The sequence below is a fragment of the Flavobacterium endophyticum genome (assembly GCF_003634455.1).
In the GTDB taxonomy this organism is placed as follows: domain Bacteria; phylum Bacteroidota; class Bacteroidia; order Flavobacteriales; family Flavobacteriaceae; genus Flavobacterium; species Flavobacterium endophyticum.
Genome location: NZ_RBLC01000001.1, coordinates 286,187 through 309,650, shown reverse-complemented (window position 1 = coordinate 309,650; position 23,464 = coordinate 286,187). Strand labels below are relative to the sequence as shown.

The window sequence follows — 23,464 nt, the reverse complement described above, 5'->3', positions numbered from 1 at the left end:
GGTTGTTTATTGTTTCGGCTCTTCCGTTGGTTTTGGAGCTTCGGTAGGTTGTTGTGTTTTCGATTCGTTTTCTGTTCGGGCTTCTTTTTCAGGCTTGATGTCTTTCAACGCAATGGTAACCATTAGCGGCTGATTGTGTCCGATTCTTCTGTCATCGCCATGATAGCCGTAGCCCATGTGGGAAGGAAAAAGGAAAGTGATTTTTTCGCCTTTTTTCATCAATTTGATACCGTCGCGCATTCCCATCATGATGTTTTGCTTGTCGACAAGATACACTTGCGGACGGAGTTCCAGTTCCGTATAGATTACATTGCCGTCAAGATCTTTTACTTCGTAATCAAAATAAGCCACATCGCCCTTTTTAGGAGTTATAGAATCAGTCGCTGTACTTTTTACGTCATATTTATACCAATATCCTTTAGCCGTAGCGATATAGTTCGATTTTGCATCTTTTTTGATCACAAACTCGATTTTGGCTTCTTCGCCAGCAATCAGTTTTTTGTTTCGCTCGACAGATTCTTTCATGAAAGTTCCCGAAGAATGCGAAAGAGGCTTGCGAGCCTGTTGTTGCGTACAGCCTGTAACCAACATAGTGCCAGCCGCGACACTCAAAATAAGCTTGAAAAGTTTCATAGGCCTACACATTAAAATTTTGTTTTGATAAAATGCTTTCAAATTGTTTTACGGTTTCTTCCAGCGATAATGTCGATTTTCCGCCTGCCGCATTAATATGGCCACCGCCGTTGAAATAATCACGTGCAAATTGGTTCACGTCAAAATTGCCTTGCGAGCGAAACGAAATCTTGATGATTCCTTCGTCTTTATTCTCAATAAATATAGCGGTAAAGATAATTCCTCTAATAGTTAATCCGTAATTCACGATGCCTTCGGTATCCCCTTTAACATAATGAAACTCGTCAAGTTCCTGCTGCGTAAGCTTTATATACGAAGTCTTGTATTCTGGCAGTACTTTCATGTTCTGTAATGCTCGTCCTAAAAGTTGCAATCGATGGTATGAATTATTGTCGAATAACGAATTATGTATATCCCCGTTTTGTACTCCGATGTCCAATAATTCAGCAACAACCCTGTGTGTCATGCTGGTTGTTGATGGAAAACGGAACGATCCTGAATCGGTTACGATTCCTGTATAAAGGCAAGTTGCGATTGTTTTGTCAAGCAGTTCTTTATAGCCTAAGAACGTAATGAAATTATAAATCATCTCGCAAGTAGACCCAAAGTTAGTGTCAGAATAGCGGTAAAGCGCGTAATCATCAGGCTTTTGATGATGATCAATCATGATGAAAGGCACTTTTAGCTTATTGAGTACGTTTTCCATTTCGCCCGTTCTGTGCAAGGCATTGAAATCTAGCGTAAAAATAAGCTCGACTTCATTAAGAATTTTTGCTACGTTTTCTTTGTCTTTTTCAAAAATAAGTACCTTTTCCGAGCTTGGGAGCCAAGCCAGAAAATCAGGAAATTCATTCGGAGCGATTACGATCGGCTCGTGGTTCAATTTTTTTAAAAAATGATACAGCCCTAAAGTAGAACCCATTGCATCGCCATCGGGGCTTCGGTGCGGAATAATGGCAATCTTTTTAGGAGAAGCCAACAATTCCAGTATTCCTTTAATCTCTTCTTCTTTCATAGATTGCGAAATTACATTTTTTTATGTGGAAACATAAATTATTTGGTAAGAAATAGCCCGAACCAGACCGCCAGAAGTCCGAAGAATAAACTTGCGCCGATATAGGCAAAAGCCAGAAGAGAATTATTACTTTGGAAAAGGCTAATGTTTTCATAGCCAAATGTAGAAAATGTCGTGTAGCCGCCACAGAATCCGGTTGCGAAAAATAATTTCATATCGGAGTTGACCAGATTGTTTTTTTCGAAATAACCAAACAGCAATCCGATGATAAAACAGCCTAAGATATTGGCCGTAAAAGTTCCCAAAGGAAATTTAGTAGGCATGTGTTTTCCAATCGCTAAAGACGTGAGGTATCTGAAAATACTTCCTAAAGCGCCACCTAAGCCAACTATCAACAAGGATTTAATCATTTGTAGTGTATTTAGTATGACAAACTTAATGAAAAAACGCGAAGAATGTTTTGTTTGAAAAGAAGGAATGCTTGTTGGGTTTAACGCAGGAGCCATAAAAAAATACCGCTCATTGAGCGGTATTTTATATAAATGGAAAAATAAATTTACTTATTTTTTCAGTACTTTAATCATTTTAGTCTCATTTCCGCTTGTCACTTTTACCAAGTAAGTACCTTGCTCTAAAGCTGACATATTCAGTTGAGATTCATTTTCGTTAACTGTTTTTTGCATTACTTGTTGTCCTAATACATTAAAGACAGCTACTTCAGAAATACCGTTTTGGTAGGATAGATTTAATACATCAGTAACTGGATTCGGATAGAAAGAGAATTTAGGAGCATCAACAGTACCCGTTCCTAAAGAAGCATTAAATGCTGAAATTTTAAATTCGCCTCTAACTGCAGGACCAAAAATACTTTCATACTGCCAAACGGCTATATATAAAGTTTCTCCTGGCGTTAAGCCCGTTAGTGCTAATTTAGAGAAAAAAGACTCCTCGTCTGCATTATCATCATTACAAGCCGTTGGTACTGCTACCAATGCAGCACACGTACCTCTATAAGCAGCTATAATTGTATCGTCATTTTCAGATCCAGGTGCTTGGTCTGTTTGGATTGTCACATTTCCATCTGCTGGAACAACTAATGAAAACCATACATCATATTGGGCAGAACTTGAACAAGATGGTATTGTAGTGCTTGTTGTTGCGCCAACAGAAGTTCCTGTTAACGGATTAGATTCAAAAGTAGCCCCTATGGTTAATGGCAATGCCGTATCGCAAATGTCGTTCGGAGCTGGAGTTGGTAAAGTTTTAAAGTTAACACTTGACCATGCGCTTTCGTTATTGCCTCCACAATTTGTTTTTACATAAGCTGTGTAGACAGTATTGCTTGCTAAAGGAGACAAAGCTGTAGAAGTTCCAGTAGTTACGTTTACAATTGTTCCAGTACCTTGTGTAAAGCCTTGGACACCATATTCTACAACAAAAGAAGTTGCTGCAGAAGTCCAGTTTAAAGTAGCTGCTGTTGCTGTAATGTTTGTAGCAGTCACGGCATTAGGTTCGACACATGCAGGTAATGCAGAGCTTACTACATCATCAATGTCAAATACAAATTGATCTGTCGTTGTACTTTGGAATCCGATATACACGGTCTGTCCAACAAAAGCTGTTAAATCATACGAATATTTCACAAAATAAGCGCCGCTTGGTGGAGCAACCGTAGCTGCTAATGTAGTCGTAAAGCTAGCAGCATCTGCTGTTGTTGTAGATAGTTTTACTGCAATCGTTTCAGGATATAAAGGATCCCTACTTCTTCCCCAAAAAGAGATTTGATCATTCACGCCTGCGGTTACAGTTATGCTAGGCGTAATCAAAAAGTCATTGTGTGCCGTTGCTCCATAACGAATTGACATAGCATTTGTACCGCCATGTGCTTGAACTGCACCTCCCGTAAAATCAATTACAGCCCATGTTTGCGCTGCATCGCCGCCATTAATTACTGTCCATCCCGCAGGAATAGTCGTTGCTCCTTCAAATCCTTGATTAAATTGGCTAAAGCCTAATAGAGGTGCTAACAAGAATAAAAAAAGTAGTTTTCTTTTCATAAGTATATGTTTTAATTAAAAGTTTCTTAAAAGTAAGTATATTTTTACGTTCGGCATTTATAATGTTATGATTTTAACATCGTTGAATTTAAATTTAACATATATTTAAGTATTGTTTATGGGCACTAATAATAAAAAAGCACACCAAATTAGCAGAAATCCTATACTTTTTTTAGCCTATAACACGAAAGACTTTTTATAAAAGCCTGCTTTTCTTTCGACTTGATTTGAAGGTTTAAACAAGGATATCACAGCAGAAATTTCCAAATTGATTATTAGACTTAAAAAAGGCACTATTGTGTCTCCTTTTTGTTCATTTAATTGTAAATTTGCGCTTTTATTTTTATTGAGAGTAGGAAGAGATTGTCCTTTCGACCAAAAAAGATAAAAAACACAGCTACTAACAAAACAACATCTTACAAGATTAACTTAATTTTGCGCATGCAACACAACGTACTTATTTTAGATTTCGGATCGCAATACACACAACTAATTGCGAGAAGGGTTCGCGAATTAAATATTTTCTGCGAAATTTTCCCATACAATCATTTTCCGAGTGATTTATCAAGTTATAAAGCCGTAATTTTATCTGGAAGCCCTTTTTCAGTAAGAGCCGAAGATGCGCCGCATCCTGATTTGTCTCAGATTCGCGGCAAGCTGCCATTGCTAGCTGTTTGTTATGGCGCCCAATACTTAGCCCATTTTTCTGGTGGTGAAGTAGCACCGTCTAACATTCGTGAATACGGTAGAGCTAATCTTACGTTCATTAAAGACGAAGAGGCTTTCTTCGACGATGTGCATTTGAACAGCCAAGTCTGGATGAGCCATAGCGACACCATCAAAAAGATGCCGGAAAATGGTGTAAAGCTGGCAAGTACTAAAGATGTTGAAAATGCTGCTTATAGAATTGATGGCGAACAGACCTATGCGATCCAATTCCATCCAGAAGTATACCATTCGACAGATGGGAAGCAGATCTTAGAAAACTTCTTGGTCAAAATTGCAAAAGTGCCTCAGAATTTCACGCCAAATGCTTTCGTAGAGGAAATCGTGGCGGAATTGCAAGAAAAAATAAAAGACGACAAAGTCGTTCTAGGACTTTCAGGCGGAGTCGATTCTACTGTAGCTGCAGTTTTGCTGAACAAAGCGATCGGTAAAAACCTGTACTGTATCTTCGTGAATAACGGATTGTTACGCAAAAATGAATTCCAAAATGTTCTTGAACAATACAAAGGAATGGGCTTGAACGTCAAAGGAGTCGATGCTTCGGCACGTTTTTTGGATGAATTGGCGGGTATTGATGATCCGGAAACAAAAAGAAAAACAATCGGACGTGTGTTCATTGAAGTATTTGACGACGAATCGCACCTGATAGAAGACGTGAAATGGCTGGCGCAAGGAACAATTTACCCAGACGTAATCGAATCGGTTTCTGTAAAAGGACCATCGGCTACAATCAAGTCGCATCATAATGTGGGCGGATTGCCTGATTTCATGAAGCTGAAAGTGGTTGAGCCGCTTCGCATGCTTTTCAAAGACGAAGTAAGAAGAGTAGGAGCAACGCTTGGTATTTCGCCAGAATTGTTAGGAAGACATCCTTTTCCTGGACCAGGATTATCCATTCGAATTTTGGGAGATATCACGCCAGAAAAAGTAAGGATTCTTCAAGAAGTAGATTATATTTTTGTAGAAGGATTAAAGTCACACGGATTGTATGACAAAGTTTGGCAGGCTGGAGCGATTCTTCTTCCTGTAAACAGCGTTGGCGTGATGGGAGACGAAAGAACGTACGAAAAGGTAGTTGCCTTGAGAGCTGTAGAATCTACAGACGGTATGACAGCTGACTGGGTGCATCTTCCGTATGAGTTTCTAATGACAATCTCGAACGAGATCATCAATAAAGTAAAAGGCGTGAATAGAGTGGTCTACGATATCAGCTCAAAACCGCCGGCCACAATTGAGTGGGAATAAGAAATTTAAAAATTAATTAATTAAGTCGTTGCTTTTCTCTAAATTAGTAACGACTTATTAGCTTATAAAATCTAATAGCCTTAAAAAGTAAGAATAAAATGAAGCAGTTTTTTATAGTATTTGTATGGATGTTTTTAGTGTCTTTTTCAGGACAGGCACAGCAGAATGTGAAACATACGGTGTCGAGCGGTGAGACCGTGACGCAAATCGCACAAAAATATAAAGTTACTCCTTTAGATATTTATACCCTGAATCCAGATGCGAGGAATGGCCTGAAAGAAAAATCAGTTTTGCTGATTCCTTCAAAAGGAGAAGTGAAAATTCCGGTAAAAGAACAGAAAGTTGTTGAAACGCCATCGGTTCAAAAGAAAGGAAACACGCATACTGTTGCTCCAAAAGAAACTGCTTATGGATTAGCAAAGCAGTATAATGTTTCTGTGGCTGATTTAGAAAAAGCAAATCCAGAAATAAAAGACGGACTAAAAATTGGCCAAGTCTTGACAATTCCTGGAAAACAACAAGAAACGCCAAAACAAGAAACCAAGCCTTCTAAAAAAGAAGAAAGAAAAGCAGAAAAGAAAGCCGAGAAAGAAGAAAAAAAAGAAGCTAAAAACGGCGGACAAAATATCGTCCACGAAGTACAGCCCAAAGAAACAAAATACTCGATCGCAAAGAAATATGGCATTACTTTAGAAGAGCTAGAGAAGAAAAACCCAGAAGCTAAAGAAGGCTTGAAAATAGGACAAGTGCTCGTCATCAAAGGAAGTGCTCCAAAAATTGAAATAGCTGAAAAGAAATCCGAAACTCCTAAGCAAGAAACCCCAAAACAAGAAACAGCTGAAGCTGGTTTTGGAAAATACGAAGTAAAGCCTAAAGAAACACTTTACAGCCTGTCAAGACAGTTCGGATTGAGCCAAAACGATTTGACAGATTTGAATCCGGAATTGAAAGACGGCGTAAAAGTAGGAATGATATTAAAAGTTCCAAATACGTTACCATTAGCAAATGCTTCTTCTAAAAACTTTACCGATTTGACCAAATCACTTTCAACAAAAGAAAGAAAAGAATTGGTGCTGCTGTTGCCTTTCAATGTGTCAAAAATTGAAGGCGATACGACCTCTAGCGTTCAGGCACGATTGAAAAAAGACAATTTCCTGAACATGACCCTTGATTTCTATTCAGGTGCATTGGTGGCTATCGATTCGGCAAAAACGTTGGGCTTAAATATCGACGTGAAAATTCTTGATTCGCAAGAAAACAGAAATTCATCAAGCATTTCCAGCACATTTGTACAAAATAATTTGACAAAAGCCGATGTAGTCGTAGGGCCATTTTACCAAGCCCATGCTGAAAAAACAGCCGAAATGCTTAACAAAAGCAATGTTCCTGTGATTTCTCCTTTGTCAAAAGACAGCGGAAAATTGTACAGCAATCTTTACCAATCAATGCCGACTGTTGACTATCTTAAAAGTGCCATGTTTGATTATATGAACAGTAAAAATGGTAATATAATCGCTGTTGTAGATCCGAAAAAAGCAAGCACACGCAAATACATTTCAGACAATTATAGCAATGTGAAATTCGCAAGCTTTACAGATAAAGGGGGTTTGTCTCCAGAAAGTCTTAAGTCGCTGTTGGTGAAAAACCAGATGAACTATGTTGTGATGGAAACCGCTAGCATATGGATGATCAAATCGACTATCTCCGCTTTGCTGGCAGCACAATCAGAATATCAATTGCAGTTAGTGATTTTGGAATCGAATGATGCCTTAGATTCGGACGAAATTTCCATAGCCAACTTGGCAAAATTAAGAATGCTGTATCCAGCAGTAACGCGTGATAATGATACGCCTGAAGCATTGATCTTTTCAAAAGTGTACAAAAAGAAAAACAATATTTTCCCTAATCAATATGCTACGCGCGGCTTCGACGTGACTTTTGATGCGATGCTCAGATTGTCACAAGAAAAAAGTTTCGAAGAAACAATCTATGATGCAGCTACGGAACAGGTCGAAAATAAATTCAATTACAATAGAAATCCATCAGGAGGCTATTCAAACAAAGGAGTGTACATCCTTTATTATGATGAAGACCTAACGGTTAAAGAAGCAAAATAATGACATCAAAAGTAACCTATTTAGGAGATTTAAGAACATCTTCAATACACCTGCAATCAAGAACTGAAATACTTTCTGACGCACCAACAGACAATCACGGAAAGGGAGAAGCTTTTTCACCGACAGACTTGCTAGCCAACGCTCTAGGAAGCTGTATGGTTTCGATAATGGCAATCAAGTCAAAAGACATGAACCTAGATTTGGTAGGCTCTACTGTTGAGGTAACGAAAATTATGCAAGCCGAACCACGAAAAATTGCCAAGATTGAAATCGTGATGAATATGTCAGTTTCAGTTGATGAAAAGAGCAAGACTATTTTGGAAAGAACAGCAATGAACTGTCCGGTTCTTTTGAGCTTGAATCCTGATATCGAAAAAGCAATCACCTTTAACTGGAAATAATCGTTGGAAAACCCTCAATTTATTACGTTTCAAAAATTCAACTTAAAAGAAGATGCCGTAGAATTGGCTACCTTTTTAAGAGAAAGCCAAATTGAATACCGAATTGAAGATACTTCTTCAGGATTGGACGGCAATTTTGGAAATTCAGAATTAGCAAAAGACTATCTCATAAAGCTAAAAAAAGAAGATTTCGAAAAAGCAGACATTCTGTTATTGCAGATTTCTTCAAACTTGGTTGAAACTATAGATAGGGACCATTATCTACACGAATTTACAGATGAAGAACTCAAAGAAATCATCGTTAAAAAAGACGAATGGAGCCATCTTGATTTTTTGCTGGCTCAGAAAATACTCAAAGAAAGAGGGCAGGAGATAATTCCCGAAGAAATAGAAAAACACAGAAAACAAAGGCTGGAAGATTTATCTAAACCCGAAGAACATCAAGGCGGTTGGATTATTGCGGGCTATTTGTTTGCCTTTCTAGGAGGCTTTCTCGGTTTTTTCATTGGATGGTTTTTAAAAACTCATAAAAAGACATTGCCTAACGGAGATCGAGTTTACAACTACACAGAATCCGATAGAAAACAAGGGAACAGGATATTGATTGTAAGTTTGTTCTTCTTCTTATTTTGGATCGGAGTCAGAATCTTTTTCTCTGAATAAATGGACGACCAGAAAAAGCTTCTTATAAAATTAGCCCATACAAAAATGCCTTTCGGCAAATATGAAGGCTGGCATTTGATTGATCTACCAGAGTATTATGTAGTTTGGTACAGCAACAAAGGCTTCCCGAAAGGAGAATTAGGACAGCAACTACAATTAGTCTATGAACTAAAATTAAACGGACTAGAAGAACTGATCAGAAATATAAAGAAACAATACCCAAAACCATCCTAAGCAGGCTTTTTTGCTTCCCAAAAAGAGGTATACGATTAATTGCTGGTTTGCAAATCTAAAAATATAACTTCGGAGTAATCTAAGCGATGGAATTTCTAATATTCCAATTTTATTCACTACTTTTGCCACGTTTTTTTACACAACTACAACGACAAACAACAGCACAATGAATCAGACAAAATATATTTTTGTTACAGGCGGTGTGACATCTTCTTTAGGGAAGGGAATCATAGCCGCATCTTTAGCAAAATTATTACAGGCCAGAGGATACCGAACGACAATCCAGAAATTTGACCCATACATCAACGTTGACCCAGGGACATTAAATCCTTACGAACACGGAGAATGTTATGTGACAGATGATGGAGCTGAAACCGATTTAGATTTAGGACATTACGAGCGTTTTTTAAATGTCCCGACTTCGCAAGCCAACAACGTGACGACTGGAAGAGTTTATCTTTCCGTTATTGAAAAAGAGCGAAGAGGAGAATTTTTAGGCAAGACTGTACAGGTCGTTCCGCATATCACCAATGAGATCAAGGAAAGAATGCAATTGCTTGGAAGATCTGGCGACTTTGATATTGTGATTACTGAAATTGGAGGAACGGTAGGAGATATCGAATCGCTTCCTTATATTGAGTCGGTTCGCCAATTAGTTTGGGAATTAGGCGAAAATAACGGAATCGTAATTCATTTGACGTTAGTTCCGTTTTTAGCTGCTGCGGGCGAATTAAAGACTAAGCCAACACAGCACTCGGTAAAAACCTTGATGGAAAGCGGTATCAAAGCCGATATTTTGGTTTGTAGAACAGAACACGAAATTTCAGACGAATTGCGTCAGAAACTAGCATTGTTTTGCAACGTAAAAAGGGAAGCTGTGATTCAATCTATCGATGCTTCTACAATCTATGACGTTCCAAACCTGATGCTGGAAGAAGGTCTTGACAAAGTAGCCTTGAAAAAATTAGACTTGCCAGAAAAAGCGACTCCAGATTTAAAACAATGGAACGAGTTCTTGCAAAAACTAAAAAATCCGAAGCATATCGTAAATATCGGTCTGGTTGGTAAATACGTAGAATTGCAAGATTCATACAAATCAATTTTAGAAGCCTTTATTCATGCAGGAGCTGCAAACGAAACGAAGGTAAATGTAGTGAGTATTCATTCAGAGTATTTAGACGAAAAAAATGCGTCTGAGAAACTGAAAGATTTAGACGGAATTCTGGTAGCGCCAGGTTTTGGAGAAAGAGGAATCGAAGGAAAAATCGAAACAGTTCGTTATGCAAGAGAAAAGAACATTCCGTTTTTCGGAATCTGTCTCGGAATGCAGATGGCTGTTATAGAATATTCAAGAAATGTTTTGGGACATAAAGATGCCAATTCAACAGAAATGAATGCCGGGACAGCACATCCGGTAATCAATCTAATGGAAGAGCAGAAAACCATTACAGATAAAGGGGGAACAATGCGTTTGGGAGCTTGGAAATGTGATATCAAGCCTGATACATTAGCCTCAAAAATTTATGGCAAAAGCCAAATCCAAGAGCGTCACCGTCACCGTTATGAATTTAACGGCGAATATTTAGAAGCTTTGGAAAAGGCAGGATTAAAAGCATCGGGTGTAAATCCAGATACAGGATTAGTAGAAATCATTGAGATTGAAAGCCATCCGTTTTTTATCGGAGTGCAATACCATCCTGAATATAAAAGTACGGTCGCAAAACCACATCCGCTTTTTGTGAATTTTGTGAAAGCGACTGTAGCACATAAAAATAAATAGTAGTTGAAGAAAACCTTCAAGACCGAGCATAACGCATAAATGCGGAATTAAATTAATTATTTAGAATAAAATGGAAGAAAAAAAGTTTGACCGTAATTCGATTATTGGCTTCGTGTTGATTTTTGCGCTCCTTATTGGCGTAATGTACATCAATAAACCTTCACAGGAAGAAATTGACGCAAAAGCCAAAATTGAGCAAGCAGAAAAACAAAAAGCAGCAACAACAGCAGTAAAAGAAGCCGCATTGACGGTGGCAGACACTACAGCAAAAGATTCAGTTCAATTAGAAAAACTGAAAACTTCTTTAGGCAGTTTTGCTTATGCTGCAACGCTTCCATCTGCAAAACTTGAAACCAAGACGATCGAGAATGACCTTGTAAAACTTACTTTTTCAAACAAAGGAGGTTATATCGTTGGTGCTGAAATGAAGAATTTCGAAGCTTTCAGCAAAGGTTCTGGAAAATTGGTCAAAATCATAAAAGATAACAATGCCAATCTAAATATTGAACTTAAGATGCAAGGCAATTTGGTGTTGAACACAAAAGACTTGTATTTTGAGCCTACGCTTACAAAAGAAGGCGAAAACCAAGTCTTGACGATGCGCTTGAAAGCAGGCCCAGAACAATATTTAGAATACCGCTATGTGCTGAAGCCAAAAGACTACATGCTTGATTTCTCTATCAGAACGCAAGGATTGAGCAAAGTACTTCAGACATCAAATCCACTTCCGATGGAATGGAGCTTGAAAACCTACAGAAACGAAAAAAGCGTTTCTTACGAAAACCGTTATTCTGAATTGGTATATGAATACGAAGGTGGAAAAGATGATTATTTAGGACAATCTTCTGATAGCCAAGAAGCCAAAGAAGTTTCGTATATTGCTTTTAAACAACACTTTTTTGCTTCGATTCTTTTGACGGACACGCCGTTTAAAGTAGCAGAACTGAAATCTGATAACTTGGTTAAAGATGTTGAAAAAGATACCATCTTCACCAAATCGTTCAAAGCAACCGTTCCTTTAGCTTTCAAAGGAGGCGAAGTCAACTATAATATGAACTGGTACTACGGGCCAGCCGATTATAAAATTTTAAACAGCTATGAGAAAAACCTTGACGAAGTAATTTCGTTAGGTTGGGGAATCTTTGGCTGGATCAACCGTTGGATTTTTATTCCAGTATATGATTTCTTGAGCTTATTCTTGGCACACGGAATCGCAATCATTGTCTTCACGATTTTAGTCCGTTTGGTGATGTCACCAGTTACCTATAAGTCGTATCTGTCGCAGGCAAAAATGAAGGTCCTTCGCCCTGAAATTCAGGAATTGAATGAAAAATTCAAGAAAGATCCGATGAAGAAACAGCAAGAAACGATGAAGCTGTACAATAAGGCAGGTGTCAACCCAATGGCGGGATGCCTTCCGGCATTGATGCAGATTCCAGTATTCTATGCCTTGTTCCAGTTCTTCCCGTCGGCAATCGAGCTAAGACAAAAGAATTTCCTTTGGGCAGAAGATTTATCTTCTTTTGATGCTATCTTTTCTTGGAAACAGCACATTCCTGTAATTTCCTCTTTCTACGGAAACCACATCAGTTTGTTCCCGATTTTGGCAGCAATCGCGATTTTCTTCTACATGAAAATGACGACTGGCGATCAAGCCATGAGCGCGCCTCCACAAGAAGGCATGCCAGATATGGGCAAGATTATGAAAATGATGATTTACATTTCGCCATTAATGATGATGATTTTCTTCAACAATAATGCATCTGGATTGAGTTTGTACTACTTTATCTCAAATACGATTACGATTGGAATCATGTTGGTCATCAAAAATTACATCATCAACGATGAAAAGATTCACGCCAGAATCCAAGAGAACAAGACAAAAGAGAAGCCGAAAAGCCGTTTTCAGCAAAAAATGCAAGACATGATGGAGCAGGCGCAAGAACAGCAAAAACAAAAAAGCAAGTCTTTAGAGGATAAGAAAAAATCTTTAGAAGACAGAAAAAAGAAATAAAATTTAAAAAGCACTCATCACCGGGTGCTTTTTTAAGTTCACACACATTTATTGCGAAAGGTTCTTTAATAGTGGAAACTTGAAAGCAGAAAGCAATAAAATGGCATATTTTTAGTTAACAAGAATAATAAATCAGCTATTGCATGACTATGAAATCAATTATTATATTAGTACTCTCATTTTTATCTTTTTTTCAGTATTCCTATTCTCAGGAAACCAACAAGCTCGATGATAAAGGTCAGCGACATGGACTTTGGAAAGGAACCTATACCGAGTCTAAAAGACCGCGCTATGAAGGAACTTTCGATCACGGAAAAGAAACAGGAGTCTTTAAGTTTTTTGATGATACTAAAGAATTAAAAGTAATTGCGACGCGAGATTTTACGGCAAAAGACGGTTCTGCCTATACCACTTTTTTTGATCAAAAAGGGAATAAAGTAAGCGAAGGAAAAGAAGTCAATAAGCTCAATGAAGGTGAATGGAAATACTATCACCTTGAGTCGAAAGAAATAATGACCCTTGAAAACTATTCGAAAGGAAAGCTAAACGGTATCCGAAAAGTGTTCTACAGAAGTGGCAAGATAGCCGAAGAAGCAACATATACAAACGGAATTAAAAACGGACCATATAAAAAATACAGCGAAAAAGGCGCTGTTCTTGAAGATGCCATCTATAAAAACGGCGAATTTGACGGAGCGGTAACCTACAATGACGATGCTGGAAAAACGATAAAAGGACAATTCAAAAATGGTAAAAAGTCTGGCATTTGGAAATATTACGAAAACGGCAAACTTGTGAAAGAAGAAAATCCGAATAAAGTAAAAAAAGAAAAGTTCAAAATTGACAGCAAAAACAAAGGAGCTAGAAAATTGCCGCAAAACGCTCCGAGCAACAAATAAATTTCTCAAATACATTCATAAATTAAACAAATATAATAGAGCATAAATCATGCTCTATTTTGGTGTACTTTTGCAGCGTCATAAAATTAGAAAAAATGAAACGTGTCGTAGTTGGTCTTTCTGGAGGTGTTGATTCTAGTGTTGCTGCTTATTTATTGAAGGAGCAGGGCTATGAAGTCATTGGCCTTTTTATGAAGAACTGGCACGACGATTCTGTTACAATTTCTAACGAATGCCCTTGGCTGGAAGACAGCAATGATGCACTTCTAGTGGCAGAAAAATTAGGAATTCCTTTCCAGACAGTCGATTTAAGCGAACAATACCAAGAAAAGATCGTGGACTATATGTTCCGCGAATACGAAAAAGGAAGAACGCCTAATCCAGACGTATTGTGCAATCGCGAAATTAAGTTTGACGTTTTCATGAAAATTGCGTTAAGCTTAGGAGCCGACTATGTAGCGACTGGACATTATTGCAGAAAAGGAGAAGTTGAAGTGGACAGTAAGCCAGTATATCAATTGCTTGCCGGTGTTGATGGAAACAAAGACCAATCTTACTTTTTATGCCAGCTTTCGCAAGAACAATTAGCAAAATCCTTGTTCCCGATTGGAGAACTGACAAAACCGGAAGTTCGTGAAATCGCCGCAAAAATGGAACTGGTTACGGCAGAAAAGAAAGATTCACAAGGATTGTGTTTTATCGGAAAAGTACGCTTGCCAGAGTTTTTACAGCAAAAATTACAACCAAAAGACGGACTGATTTTTGAAATTGAAGCCAGTCAAGATATTTATACAAAAGACAAGGCTGAGTTCGATTCTTTGCAAGAAGAACTGGCGTTCGAAGCTGCGTCTATTCCATATGCTCCAGAAATGGGGAAAGTAGTCGGGAAACATCAAGGGGCTCACTATTTTACGAAAGGACAACGCAAAGGACTAAATGTTGGAGGAACAGCTGAACCGCTTTTCATTATCGAAACCGATGTGGAAAATAATATCATTTATACCGGACAAGGAAGCCACCATCCCGGATTATTCAAAAAAGCACTCTTTGTTGAAAAATCTGAAGTACATTGGATTCGTGAAGATTTAGCCCTAAAAAATGGTGAAACTATGGAAGTAATGGCAAGAATCCGTTACCGCCAGCCGTTGCAAAAAGCGACTTTATATCAGTTTGAAAACGGTTTGTATGTCGCTTTTGAAAATCCACAGTCCGCCATTACAGAAGGACAATTTGTCTCTTGGCATTTAGGAGAAGAACTTATAGGTTCTGGCGTTATAGCATAATTTGAAAATACTATCATAGATAAAAACCCGACAAGAAATTGTCGGGTTTTTTAATGAACAAAATATATAAACAAACAATTGAAATAGTATAGCTAGCTAGCATTCTTCATCGCTTATTGAAGTCTCCTATTGCTTGGAAAAATAACCAGTAAAAAGGCACTAATTAGCAATTTCCAGCAAAACAAAAGATTTATCAAAGCTTTCATCAAAATGTATATTTCGTAAGTTTTCTAAGGAAATGGTTCCGGTGATATAACCCGACTCATGATTTAGATACGATTCGTCAATAGTTGAAAAATGCTTCTTTAAAGTAGCTGCATCCTCAATCTGATGTCTTAAGAATACTTTCAAATTTACGTCATCAGACAAGCTTATGTTTTCCTGCTGTGCAATTTTTTTGTACTCGTACTGGTAATCATAGCTCAAAGCAGAAATATCGCTCAAGACAGCCGAAGCTGTCGGATGAGCACCCGCGCCTTTCCCAACAAAGAACTGCTCGTCTGCAAAACTGGTTTTCGTAATCACGCCATTAAAAACATCATCCACGTTAAACAAGCGATCTTCTGTATCTACGAATTTTGGAATAACAAAAGCCGAAATGTTTCCATCATTATTTTTAAAAGCTTGAGCTACAAGCTTAATCTTTAACCCTTTTTCTCGAGCATATTTTAATTCTAAACCGCCAATATTATTAATTCCTATATTCAGTAAATCCTCAGGTTTTGCAATATATCCGAAAGAATGCGCTAGCAAAATCAACAACTTGTATTTGGCATCAAAGCCGCCCGTGTCTAAGATCGGATTGCTTTCGGCAAAGCCTTTTTCCTGTGCCTGCTTCAGCGCCTCATCATACGATAGATTTTCCTTGAACGTCTTGGTAAGGATGTAATTAGTAGAACCATTCACGATGCCTTGGATGGATTCCAAAAGATCGTTATCATAGTATTCTTCTAAATTTCGGATAATCGGCATGCTCGCACAGCACGCGGCTTCATACAATAATGGGACATTGTGTTTTCGCTGCAATTCGAGCAGTTCTTCAAAATGCTCTGCAATCATTTTTTTGTTGGCAGAAACCACTGCTTTGCCACTTTTTAAGGCTGTAGTTACAATTTCATACGCCGCATCGGCATCGTCGATCAATTCTACAATGACGTTGATTTCCGGATCATTGAAGATATCATTCTTGTCGAAAGTGAAGTTTTCTACACCAATTTCGCGCGTTTTGTTTCTGTCTTTTACGCAGATATTCTTGATGTTTGCTTTTAGTCCAGGGGTTTTCTGTAAAACTTCATACAGTCCGAAACCGACGCATCCGAAACCAAACAATCCTATATTTAATTTTTTTCTTGACATTTTGAGTGTTATTTATATGATGATTAAAATAGGATAGGATTAGTTTTTATGGAATTCGATGGCAACATTTTCTTTGACTGCATTTTGGATAGCCTGTTTCAAGTCGGCAATCAAATCATCGGCATCTTCCAAGCCAACAGAAAGTCGGATCAAACTGTCGGTCACGCCAGACTGGTATCTTTTTTCTGCAGGAATTGATTTATGAGTCATTTCGCAAGGCAAACAACACAAGCTTTTCACGCCGCCCAAACTTTCGGCAAGCTTGAACAATTTGGTTCCCGAAACAATTCTAGATGCCAGTTCTTTGTCATCAATCACTAAATCAAACGTTACTACGCCCCCAAAGTATTTCTGCTGACTTTTAGCAATTTCGTGGTTGTGGTGCGTTTTCAGCCCCGGGTAATAAACGTTTTGGATTAGTTTTTCTGTTGTCAGGAATTCGGCTATTTTTTGTGCATTTTCAGCATGCTGTCTAATTCTCAAGTTTAAAGTCTCGATTCCTCGTATTACTAACCAGCTGTCGAAAGGCCCTAAGATAGCACCCGAAGCATTTTGGATAAACTTAATCTTACTGCCTAATTCTTCAGTTGCCGTAATAACCAAGCCTGCAATCAGGTCGCTGTGTCCCGAAATGTATTTTGTTGCACTGTGCACGATTAGGTCGGCCCCAAAATCAATTGGTTTTTGGGCAATAGGAGAGGCAAAAGTGTTATCGACGCAAAATAAGATATTGTTTTCTTTTGCGATTTTTCCAATGGCACGCAGGTCAGCGATTTTTAGCGTAGGATTCGTCGGAGATTCAATCCAAATTAAAGCTGTTTTGTCTGTAATTGCTTCGGCTACATTTTTAGCATCAGTAGCATCGACATACTTTACTTTGATTCCGAATTTTTCATAAATGTGCGTAAATAGGCGGAAGGCACCGCCGTAAATATCGTCAACCGCTATAATCTCGTCTCCAGCCGATAATAATTTCACAACCGCATCAATAGCTGCTAGGCCGCTGGAAAAAGCGTAGCCATTAGTTCCGTTTTCTAATTTTGCGACTAAGTCTTCTAAGACTTTTCGTGTAGGATTATTGCTTCGTGCATAATCAAAACCTTTGTGAATGCCAGGTGCTTCTTGTACGAAAGTGGAAGTCTGGTAAATTGGAACTGAGATAGAACCTGTTAATTCGTCAACTGGAATGTAATTTAAGATTTGTGTCTGCTCTTTCATCTTGATACTTTTTAAGATTGTTTTTAAATATTTTTTGTTTTTAAAAAAAATATTCGAAACCAGATATCGGGAGAGCAGAAATAAAAAATGCTCTTCCGATAAGTCAGAAGAGCATATAATATTTTGAAGTATTATGTACTATTTTCTAAGCTTATCTTTCCCTGCCAAAGCAAGGGTTGAATGTGGCACCTTATCCGAAAACGGACAGGTTGCCAAGACGTCATAGGGTCAATTCCCTCGGTCTTTCTGGATAAGAATAATCTTTTAAAGAACTTGAGTGCAAATTTAGAGTATAAATATTTTAAAAACCTAATAAATTTTAAAATATTTTTTATTTCGTTGATATTTAGTGTTTTATATAGCTGTCTGACTCCTGTAAATATTGGCGGCTAAAACGTTTTATAAAATTTCATTTTTGTAAATTTGACTTTTATATCTAAAACAATAGAGGTTTTGAATTCAAAAATTGCACAAATCATATCCCAGCTTCCATCTTTAAATTTTGAAAAATCTAAAAAATTTTACCAAGAAATTTTAGGCTGCAAACTAGCAAACGAATATGATGATCTTCTGATTTTTGTTTGGGATGGTATTGAAATTCATTTATGGAAATGCGATGATAAAATAGTTGCAGAAAACTCAAGCTGCTATATTCGCGTAAATGATATTGAGGCTGTTTTTGAGCGGTATAAGAAAGTGCTAGGCGATACAATAGCACTAAAAAACCAACCTTGGGGAATGCGCGAATTTTATATAATCGATGACAGCGGTAATCTGTTCAAGTTTGGACAACCAATACAATAATTTATGAAAAAAATTACTCTTTTACTGCTTTTGCTTTCGAGTGTGTATGCCATAGGCCAAGAAGATGCCTGGGTGTATTTTACAGATAAGCCAGATGCAGCTCATTATCTTGCAAATCCTTTAGAAATGCTTTCGCAAAGAGCTTTGGATAGAAGAACGACTCAGAATATTGCGCTTGATGATAAAGATGTTCCGATTTCAGTTTCCTATATCAATCAAGTTACAGCCACGTCCGGAATTACGGTAAAAGCTAAATCCAAATGGTTGAATTCTTTGCATATCAGAGGGTCAATAACGGATATTCGTGGTCTTGAAAATTTGGCTTTTGTAGATCGTGTGCAATTTGCAAATCCAACATTGAATGGAGAGGGAAGGACGTTGCGCCAAACCAATTCGGTTGGGGTAAAAGATTTAGAAGTTCAGGTGAATTATGGATATGGTACTTCGGGCAACCAGATCAGGATGTTAAAAGGCAATCTGTTGCACCAGCAAGATTTTACAGGAAATGGGAAGATAATTGCGGTTATGGACGCTGGATTCCCGAATGTAAATACTGCACAACCTTTCCAAAGGCTTCTAGTCAATAATAAGATTTTAGGAGGCTATGATTTTGTTACCAGAAATGCTAATTTTTATAGCGGCGGCACGCACGGAACGCAGGTACTTTCAACCATGGGAGGCTATGTTGAAAACCAATTGGTAGGAACAGCTCCAGATGCTTCTTATTATCTTTTTATCACAGAAGATATTTTGGATGAAAACCCTGTTGAAGAATCCTACTGGGTTGAAGCCGCAGAACTGGCAGATAGTTTGGGCGTAGATATAATCAATACCTCTTTAAGCTATTTCGGCTACAACAATCCTGATTATAGCTATGCATATTTTAACATGAATGGCACGACGACTTTTATTTCTCGTGGAGCAGAAATTGCCTATTCTCGTGGTATGATTTGCGTGGCTTCTGCTGGAAATACAGGAGCTGGCCCAGAGCCGCATATCGGTGCTCCAGCCGATGCAGAAAATGTTTTGGCTGTTGGTGCGGTGACATCAACAAAATTGTATGCAAGTTTTAGCTCTATCGGGCCTTCTGCAGATTTTAGGGTCAAGCCTGATGTCATGGCTCAAGGTGAAGCAGCAGTCGTTTCCAATCAGTTAGGAAATGTTGTGTTTGCTAACGGCACTTCTTTTTCGTCACCTATTATAGCAGGAATGGTAGCTTGCTTGTGGCAGGCTTTTCCGAACAAGACGAATACAGAAATCATGCAGTTGATCAAGCAATCGGCTCATTTATACAACACGCCAAACGATCAGTTCGGATATGGAATTCCGGATTTTAATTTGGCTTTGACAAATGCTTTGGAAGTTCCTACTTTTTCTTCTAAAACATTTACCATTTATCCAAATCCAGCCACTTCTATTGTAAATTTGGCCTTTCCGAATGACTATGAAAAAGCTCAGGTTTCTATTTATAACAATCTGGGACAAGAAATTCTGTATACGGAAATCCAAAATTCAAGGCCGAGTTTTTCGGTTGAAAATTTGGTAGCAGGTATTTATTTTTATAAAATTAAAGCAGGAACCAATTACCAAACCGGAAAATTAGCCATAAAATAATTCCCTGAATTTCAAGATAGAATCAAATAAAAACCAATAAAATAATACTATAAATCATTTAAATGAATAAGATTACGCAGCTTTTCAACATACAATATCCAATCGTTCAAGGTGGCATGATTTGGAATAGCGGTTATAAATTAGCAAGTGCTGTCAGCAATGCAGGAGGATTAGGGTTGATCGGAGCCGGATCGATGTATCCAGAAGTCTTGAGAGAACACATCCAAAAATGCAAAAAAGCAACCGACAAGCCGTTTGGAGTAAACGTTCCGATGCTCTACCCGAATATCGAAGAAATCATGAATATTATTGTTGAAGAAGGCGTAAAAATAGTTTTCACTTCTGCAGGGAATCCGAAAACATGGACTAGCTTTTTAAAGGAAAAAGGAATAACGGTTGTTCATGTAGTCAGCAGTTCAAAATTTGCATTGAAAGCCCAAGAAGCTGGAGTTGATGCTGTAGTTGCCGAAGGTTTTGAAGCCGGAGGACATAACGGAAGGGAAGAAACGACAACATTAACGCTGATTCCGATGGTTCGTGAAAAAATACAGATTCCGTTAATTGCGGCTGGAGGTATTGCGACAGGAAGAGGAATGCTGGCAGCTATGGTTTTAGGCGCTGATGGAGTGCAAGTTGGAAGCCGTTTTGCGGCGTCGGTTGAAAGCTCTTCACATGATGATTTTAAAAAGACTATCGTTGATTTAGAAGAGGGCGGAACGCAGGTAACGTTGAAAGAATTAGCACCAGTGCGGTTGATAAAAAACAAATTCTACCAAGACATCCAAGAACTTTATGCCAAATGTCCGACTCCAGATGATTTGAAAGTCTTGTTAGGAAGAGCCCGTGCCAAAAGAGGAATGTTTGAAGGCGATTTAATTGAAGGCGAATTAGAAATCGGACAAATTTCTGGCCTCATCCACGATATAAAACCGGTTAAAGAAATTATAGATACCATGGTTTCTGAATTTGAAAGTGCCAAACAAGAGGCAATTCATTTATAAAAAAAAATCCCTTTACAAAACGTAAAGGGATTTTTTTTTTAATCGTGCCCAAGATTATAAATTTCCATGATGTTTTTCATGATATGGTCAAAATCTAGTTTTAGATCGATTAGCTTTCCAGAGTGTATGTCGAAAACCCAGCCATGAATCTGAAGCCCTCTTTCGCTATACGCTTTTTGCACTTCAGCAGTCTTGACGAGATTGATGCACTGTTCTTGTACATTTAATTCGACCAATCGGTTGTATTTTTGAGTTTCGTCTTCAATTGCGTTAAGCTCGTTCTTATGAAGGCGGTAAACGTCACGGATATTTCGCAACCACGGATTGAGCACGCCTAAATCTTCTGCCTGCATCGCTGCTTTTACACCTCCACAGAAATAATGTCCGCAGACTACCACGTGGTTTACATGCAAATAATTTACGGCATAATTTAAGACCGACATTACATTCAGGTCAATACTGATGACCATATTGGCGATGTTTCTGTGTACGAAAACTTCACCAGGAGAAACTCCCATCAAATCTTCTGCCGTAACGCGGCTATCCGAACATCCGATATACAGAATATCAGGACTTTGTCCTTTCGACAAATTTGCAAAATAGTCTGGATCTTTTTCTAATTTTTCAGCGATCCACTTTTCGTTATTTTTGAATACTTTTTCTAATTCCATAATAGTTTACATTAAAATATTGTTGATTGGTGTTATGGCTGGAGGCAGGTCGGTTTCGTCCAGCATGTCTTTTAAATCTATTTCTATAGTTCTGCTCATTACGGTAATCGGAACATCGTTTGCGCTTCCTTCAAAAGGATTTTCAGTGCTTTCGCCAACGCGTTCCATCGAATTGAATACCCAGCCGACGATGACGCTAAACGGAACGGTAAACCATACGCAATGTTCTCCTAATTTAGCAAATTCATTGATGAGGCCGAACGGCAGCATGATGACGAACAGTCGGATGAAAAACATATTTATACTTGCAAATTGGCGCGGATAAGGGAAGTTTTTTATGCGTTCGCATCTTCCTTGATGGTCGAATAAATCTTTAAGTCGGTCTTCCAAAGCTACGTGCTTAAATTCGCTTAAGAGTCCTTTTTCGGCAAGTTCTTTAAGGTGTTTTGATTGCAGGGTTATAATTTGGGTCGCCCTATTTTTTTTACTTACGATATAATTCAGCTCTTCTTGGCTTAGGTATTTTTGAAGTTCTGTCTCTAGTGTGGTTTCGTATTCCAAGACTTTGTACAATTGCTGGTATTCTTTGTTAGATGGCTTGTCCATGTTTTCCCAAGCTCTTTTTTCTCTTAGTTGGAAACGCAGTGCCGTGAGCCATGCAATATGTCTGTAGATTAGTGTCTTGCGTATCGAATGAAGTTCTTCTTCGGTTGCAGTTGAAGTAAGTGAGTTTGTTATAAAATCTTTCGCCATGATTCCCCAGGTACGACTCGTATTGACGATGCTTCCGTAAATCTGCCTTGCTTTCCATAATCGGTTATACGTTTGCGTGTTCCGGAAACCTACAATAAATGCTGCTGCCGTGCCGATCATGGCAATCGGAACCCAAGGAATGGCGAGCCATTTAAATTCGAAAAAATCAAAAAGAGCAGTCGGAATCGCAGCGAGCAGAAAAATCCAATAGATGTCTCTTCTGGTCCAGATGATAAATTCTTTTAGGGAGTATTGTTTTCCTGAATGCATAATTTATTTTTTAGACGAATTTCCAGTTTCCGAAGTATACTTGCTAATCATTATTCCCACCAATACTACCGAATAAAACTGACCTGCAATTCCCAAAATAGACGTTGCCAGTTTTGCATAATGATTAGAAGGCACAATGTCTCCAAATCCGATGCTGGTAACCGTAATGCTGCAAAAATAAACAATATCGAGATATATGGTAGTGAAAGAAGTGGTATCGATACCTTTGAACGGATTGGTAGTTCCATAATAAATGGCTTGCATCGAAAAGATTCCGATTTCTATCAGCAGCAAATAGCCACAAGCTGAAGCAGAAACGATATCAGAATTAATATAGCTCGGCTTTAGCAAATAACGCAAGACTTCAATAAAAATATAGCAGTAGAATGCGATATGGGCAATATTGATCAACTCCATCATCAACGGAGTCGGTTTCAAGTAAATGATAGAAATAGGAAGGAAGATGATCAATGCGAGAAGAATATTCTTGAAAATGAGCTGCATTCTTGATTTTTCTGAAAAAATTCCCAAGCTAAAAATTCCTAAAATGAGCATGTTTAAAGGCCAAATAATGTTGGTGTAAAAATCCAAATCATACAGCAATACAGCAATAAAAAGATGAATCAGCAATGCTGCTAATAAAAATTCATACTTTCTTTTATGTAATATCTTCGGAATATTCATCTTCTCGACAGGTCGTAGTTTTAGTT

General features: G+C 38.1%; 21 protein-coding genes and 1 riboswitch. Of the genes, 12 read left to right on the top strand and 9 right to left on the bottom strand.

Annotated features, from left to right (window positions below; genetic code table 11):
- Positions 1 to 6: 6 nt before the first annotated feature.
- The 4 genes from gldI to CLV94_RS01465 form a co-directional block, all read right to left on the bottom strand.
- Positions 7 to 633 carry a gliding motility-associated peptidyl-prolyl isomerase GldI gene (gene gldI, locus CLV94_RS01480; protein ID WP_121374695.1) on the bottom strand — a complete coding sequence of 209 codons (627 nt, stop codon included), beginning with the start codon at positions 631 to 633 and terminating at the stop codon, positions 7 to 9.
- Positions 634 to 637: 4 nt separating this feature from the next.
- Positions 638 to 1,648 carry a DHH family phosphoesterase gene (locus tag CLV94_RS01475; protein WP_121374694.1) on the bottom strand — a complete coding sequence of 337 codons (1,011 nt, stop codon included), beginning with the start codon at positions 1,646 to 1,648 and terminating at the stop codon, positions 638 to 640.
- 38 nt (positions 1,649 to 1,686) lie between these two features.
- The gene (gene crcB / locus CLV94_RS01470; RefSeq protein ID WP_121376193.1) at positions 1,687 to 2,058 is read right to left on the bottom strand and encodes a fluoride efflux transporter CrcB; all 372 of its coding nucleotides are present in this window, start codon (positions 2,056 to 2,058) and stop codon (positions 1,687 to 1,689) included.
- Positions 2,059 to 2,208: 150 nt separating this feature from the next.
- Entirely contained in the window at positions 2,209 to 3,705 is a 1,497-nt protein-coding gene (locus tag CLV94_RS01465) for a T9SS-dependent choice-of-anchor J family protein (RefSeq protein ID WP_121374693.1), read from the bottom strand.
- Between the two features lie 441 nt (positions 3,706 to 4,146).
- On the opposite strand from CLV94_RS01465, the gene guaA reads away from it, so the two are divergent.
- From guaA to mnmA, 9 genes are all read left to right on the top strand, one after another.
- On the top strand, positions 4,147 to 5,676 hold the full coding sequence (gene guaA, locus CLV94_RS01460) for a glutamine-hydrolyzing GMP synthase (RefSeq protein ID WP_121374692.1): 1,530 nt from the start codon (positions 4,147 to 4,149) through the stop codon (positions 5,674 to 5,676).
- Positions 5,677 to 5,774: 98 nt separating this feature from the next.
- Complete coding sequence (locus tag CLV94_RS01455; RefSeq protein ID WP_121374691.1) at positions 5,775 to 7,793, top strand: LysM peptidoglycan-binding domain-containing protein; 2,019 nt, start codon at positions 5,775 to 5,777, stop codon at positions 7,791 to 7,793.
- Positions 7,793 to 8,194 carry an OsmC family protein gene (locus tag CLV94_RS01450; RefSeq protein WP_121374690.1) on the top strand — a complete coding sequence of 134 codons (402 nt, stop codon included), beginning with the start codon at positions 7,793 to 7,795 and terminating at the stop codon, positions 8,192 to 8,194. The genes CLV94_RS01455 and CLV94_RS01450 overlap by 1 nt, the downstream gene beginning before the upstream one ends.
- A 3-nt stretch (positions 8,195 to 8,197) precedes the next feature.
- Positions 8,198 to 8,857: a hypothetical protein gene (locus tag CLV94_RS01445; protein WP_121374689.1), complete on the top strand. Its 660-nt coding sequence runs from the start codon at positions 8,198 to 8,200 to the stop codon at positions 8,855 to 8,857.
- Entirely contained in the window at positions 8,858 to 9,091 is a 234-nt protein-coding gene (locus CLV94_RS01440) for a DUF3820 family protein (RefSeq protein WP_121374688.1), read from the top strand.
- A 166-nt stretch (positions 9,092 to 9,257) separates the two neighbouring features.
- On the top strand, positions 9,258 to 10,871 hold the full coding sequence (locus CLV94_RS01435) for a CTP synthase (protein WP_121374687.1): 1,614 nt from the start codon (positions 9,258 to 9,260) through the stop codon (positions 10,869 to 10,871).
- A gap of 70 nt (positions 10,872 to 10,941) precedes the next feature.
- Positions 10,942 to 12,885 (top strand): membrane protein insertase YidC, encoded by a 1,944-nt coding sequence (gene yidC, locus CLV94_RS01430; protein ID WP_121374686.1) that lies wholly within the window; start codon positions 10,942 to 10,944, stop codon positions 12,883 to 12,885.
- A 149-nt stretch (positions 12,886 to 13,034) separates the two neighbouring features.
- Positions 13,035 to 13,784, top strand: coding sequence for a toxin-antitoxin system YwqK family antitoxin (locus tag CLV94_RS01425; protein WP_317125105.1), 750 nt, complete (start codon positions 13,035 to 13,037; stop codon positions 13,782 to 13,784).
- A gap of 80 nt (positions 13,785 to 13,864) precedes the next feature.
- The gene (mnmA, locus tag CLV94_RS01420; protein WP_262671971.1) at positions 13,865 to 15,067 is read left to right on the top strand and encodes a tRNA 2-thiouridine(34) synthase MnmA; all 1,203 of its coding nucleotides are present in this window, start codon (positions 13,865 to 13,867) and stop codon (positions 15,065 to 15,067) included.
- A gap of 159 nt (positions 15,068 to 15,226) precedes the next feature.
- Here the strand turns inward: mnmA and CLV94_RS01415 are convergent, their stop codons facing one another.
- Positions 15,227 to 16,423 carry a homoserine dehydrogenase gene (locus CLV94_RS01415; protein ID WP_121374683.1) on the bottom strand — a complete coding sequence of 399 codons (1,197 nt, stop codon included), beginning with the start codon at positions 16,421 to 16,423 and terminating at the stop codon, positions 15,227 to 15,229.
- A gap of 39 nt (positions 16,424 to 16,462) precedes the next feature.
- On the bottom strand, positions 16,463 to 17,641 hold the full coding sequence (locus CLV94_RS01410) for a trans-sulfuration enzyme family protein (RefSeq protein WP_121374682.1): 1,179 nt from the start codon (positions 17,639 to 17,641) through the stop codon (positions 16,463 to 16,465).
- Between the two features lie 148 nt (positions 17,642 to 17,789).
- A riboswitch (SAM riboswitch) is annotated at positions 17,790 to 17,898 on the bottom strand.
- 196 nt (positions 17,899 to 18,094) lie between these two features.
- Here CLV94_RS01410 and CLV94_RS01405 point away from each other — a divergent pair.
- The 3 genes from CLV94_RS01405 (at position 18,095) to CLV94_RS01395 (ending at position 21,060) form a co-directional block, all read left to right on the top strand.
- Complete coding sequence (locus CLV94_RS01405; protein ID WP_170148724.1) at positions 18,095 to 18,445, top strand: bleomycin resistance protein; 351 nt, start codon at positions 18,095 to 18,097, stop codon at positions 18,443 to 18,445.
- Between the two features lie 3 nt (positions 18,446 to 18,448).
- Entirely contained in the window at positions 18,449 to 20,059 is a 1,611-nt protein-coding gene (locus tag CLV94_RS01400; RefSeq protein WP_121374680.1) for a S8 family serine peptidase, read from the top strand.
- 62 nt (positions 20,060 to 20,121) lie between these two features.
- Positions 20,122 to 21,060: an NAD(P)H-dependent flavin oxidoreductase gene (locus tag CLV94_RS01395; protein ID WP_121374679.1), complete on the top strand. Its 939-nt coding sequence runs from the start codon at positions 20,122 to 20,124 to the stop codon at positions 21,058 to 21,060.
- 38 nt (positions 21,061 to 21,098) lie between these two features.
- On the opposite strand, the gene CLV94_RS01390 is transcribed toward CLV94_RS01395, so the two are convergent.
- The 3 genes from CLV94_RS01390 to CLV94_RS01380 are packed head-to-tail and all read right to left on the bottom strand — an operon-like array spanning position 21,099 to position 23,438.
- Positions 21,099 to 21,731 (bottom strand): carbonic anhydrase, encoded by a 633-nt coding sequence (locus CLV94_RS01390; RefSeq protein ID WP_121374678.1) that lies wholly within the window; start codon positions 21,729 to 21,731, stop codon positions 21,099 to 21,101.
- Between the two features lie 6 nt (positions 21,732 to 21,737).
- Positions 21,738 to 22,754, bottom strand: coding sequence for a bestrophin family protein (locus CLV94_RS01385; protein WP_121374677.1), 1,017 nt, complete (start codon positions 22,752 to 22,754; stop codon positions 21,738 to 21,740).
- Positions 22,755 to 22,757: 3 nt separating this feature from the next.
- Positions 22,758 to 23,438: a potassium channel family protein gene (locus CLV94_RS01380; protein ID WP_121374676.1), complete on the bottom strand. Its 681-nt coding sequence runs from the start codon at positions 23,436 to 23,438 to the stop codon at positions 22,758 to 22,760.
- Positions 23,439 to 23,464 lie beyond the last annotated feature (26 nt).

Excerpts from the sequence above, each read along its gene's own strand:
- guaA (WP_121374692.1), top strand. The coding sequence starts at position 4,147 with ATGCAACACAACGTACTTATTTTAGATTTCGGATCGCAATACACACAA.
- CLV94_RS01380 (WP_121374676.1), bottom strand. The coding sequence starts at position 23,438 with ATGAATATTCCGAAGATATTACATAAAAGAAAGTATGAATTTTTATTA.
- CLV94_RS01415 (WP_121374683.1), bottom strand. The coding sequence starts at position 16,423 with ATGTCAAGAAAAAAATTAAATATAGGATTGTTTGGTTTCGGATGCGTC.
- CLV94_RS01395 (WP_121374679.1), top strand. The coding sequence starts at position 20,122 with ATGAATAAGATTACGCAGCTTTTCAACATACAATATCCAATCGTTCAA.
- gldI (WP_121374695.1), bottom strand. The coding sequence starts at position 633 with ATGAAACTTTTCAAGCTTATTTTGAGTGTCGCGGCTGGCACTATGTTG.
- CLV94_RS01435 (WP_121374687.1), top strand. The coding sequence starts at position 9,258 with ATGAATCAGACAAAATATATTTTTGTTACAGGCGGTGTGACATCTTCT.
- CLV94_RS01390 (WP_121374678.1), bottom strand. The coding sequence starts at position 21,731 with ATGGAATTAGAAAAAGTATTCAAAAATAACGAAAAGTGGATCGCTGAA.
- yidC (WP_121374686.1), top strand. The coding sequence starts at position 10,942 with ATGGAAGAAAAAAAGTTTGACCGTAATTCGATTATTGGCTTCGTGTTG.
- crcB (WP_121376193.1), bottom strand. The coding sequence starts at position 2,058 with ATGATTAAATCCTTGTTGATAGTTGGCTTAGGTGGCGCTTTAGGAAGT.
- CLV94_RS01455 (WP_121374691.1), top strand. The coding sequence starts at position 5,775 with ATGAAGCAGTTTTTTATAGTATTTGTATGGATGTTTTTAGTGTCTTTT.
- CLV94_RS01450 (WP_121374690.1), top strand. The coding sequence starts at position 7,793 with ATGACATCAAAAGTAACCTATTTAGGAGATTTAAGAACATCTTCAATA.
- CLV94_RS01440 (WP_121374688.1), top strand. The coding sequence starts at position 8,858 with ATGGACGACCAGAAAAAGCTTCTTATAAAATTAGCCCATACAAAAATG.
- CLV94_RS01475 (WP_121374694.1), bottom strand. The coding sequence starts at position 1,648 with ATGAAAGAAGAAGAGATTAAAGGAATACTGGAATTGTTGGCTTCTCCT.
- CLV94_RS01410 (WP_121374682.1), bottom strand. The coding sequence starts at position 17,641 with ATGAAAGAGCAGACACAAATCTTAAATTACATTCCAGTTGACGAATTA.
- CLV94_RS01465 (WP_121374693.1), bottom strand. The coding sequence starts at position 3,705 with ATGAAAAGAAAACTACTTTTTTTATTCTTGTTAGCACCTCTATTAGGC.
- CLV94_RS01385 (WP_121374677.1), bottom strand. The coding sequence starts at position 22,754 with ATGCATTCAGGAAAACAATACTCCCTAAAAGAATTTATCATCTGGACC.
- CLV94_RS01425 (WP_317125105.1), top strand. The coding sequence starts at position 13,035 with ATGAAATCAATTATTATATTAGTACTCTCATTTTTATCTTTTTTTCAG.
- CLV94_RS01400 (WP_121374680.1), top strand. The coding sequence starts at position 18,449 with ATGAAAAAAATTACTCTTTTACTGCTTTTGCTTTCGAGTGTGTATGCC.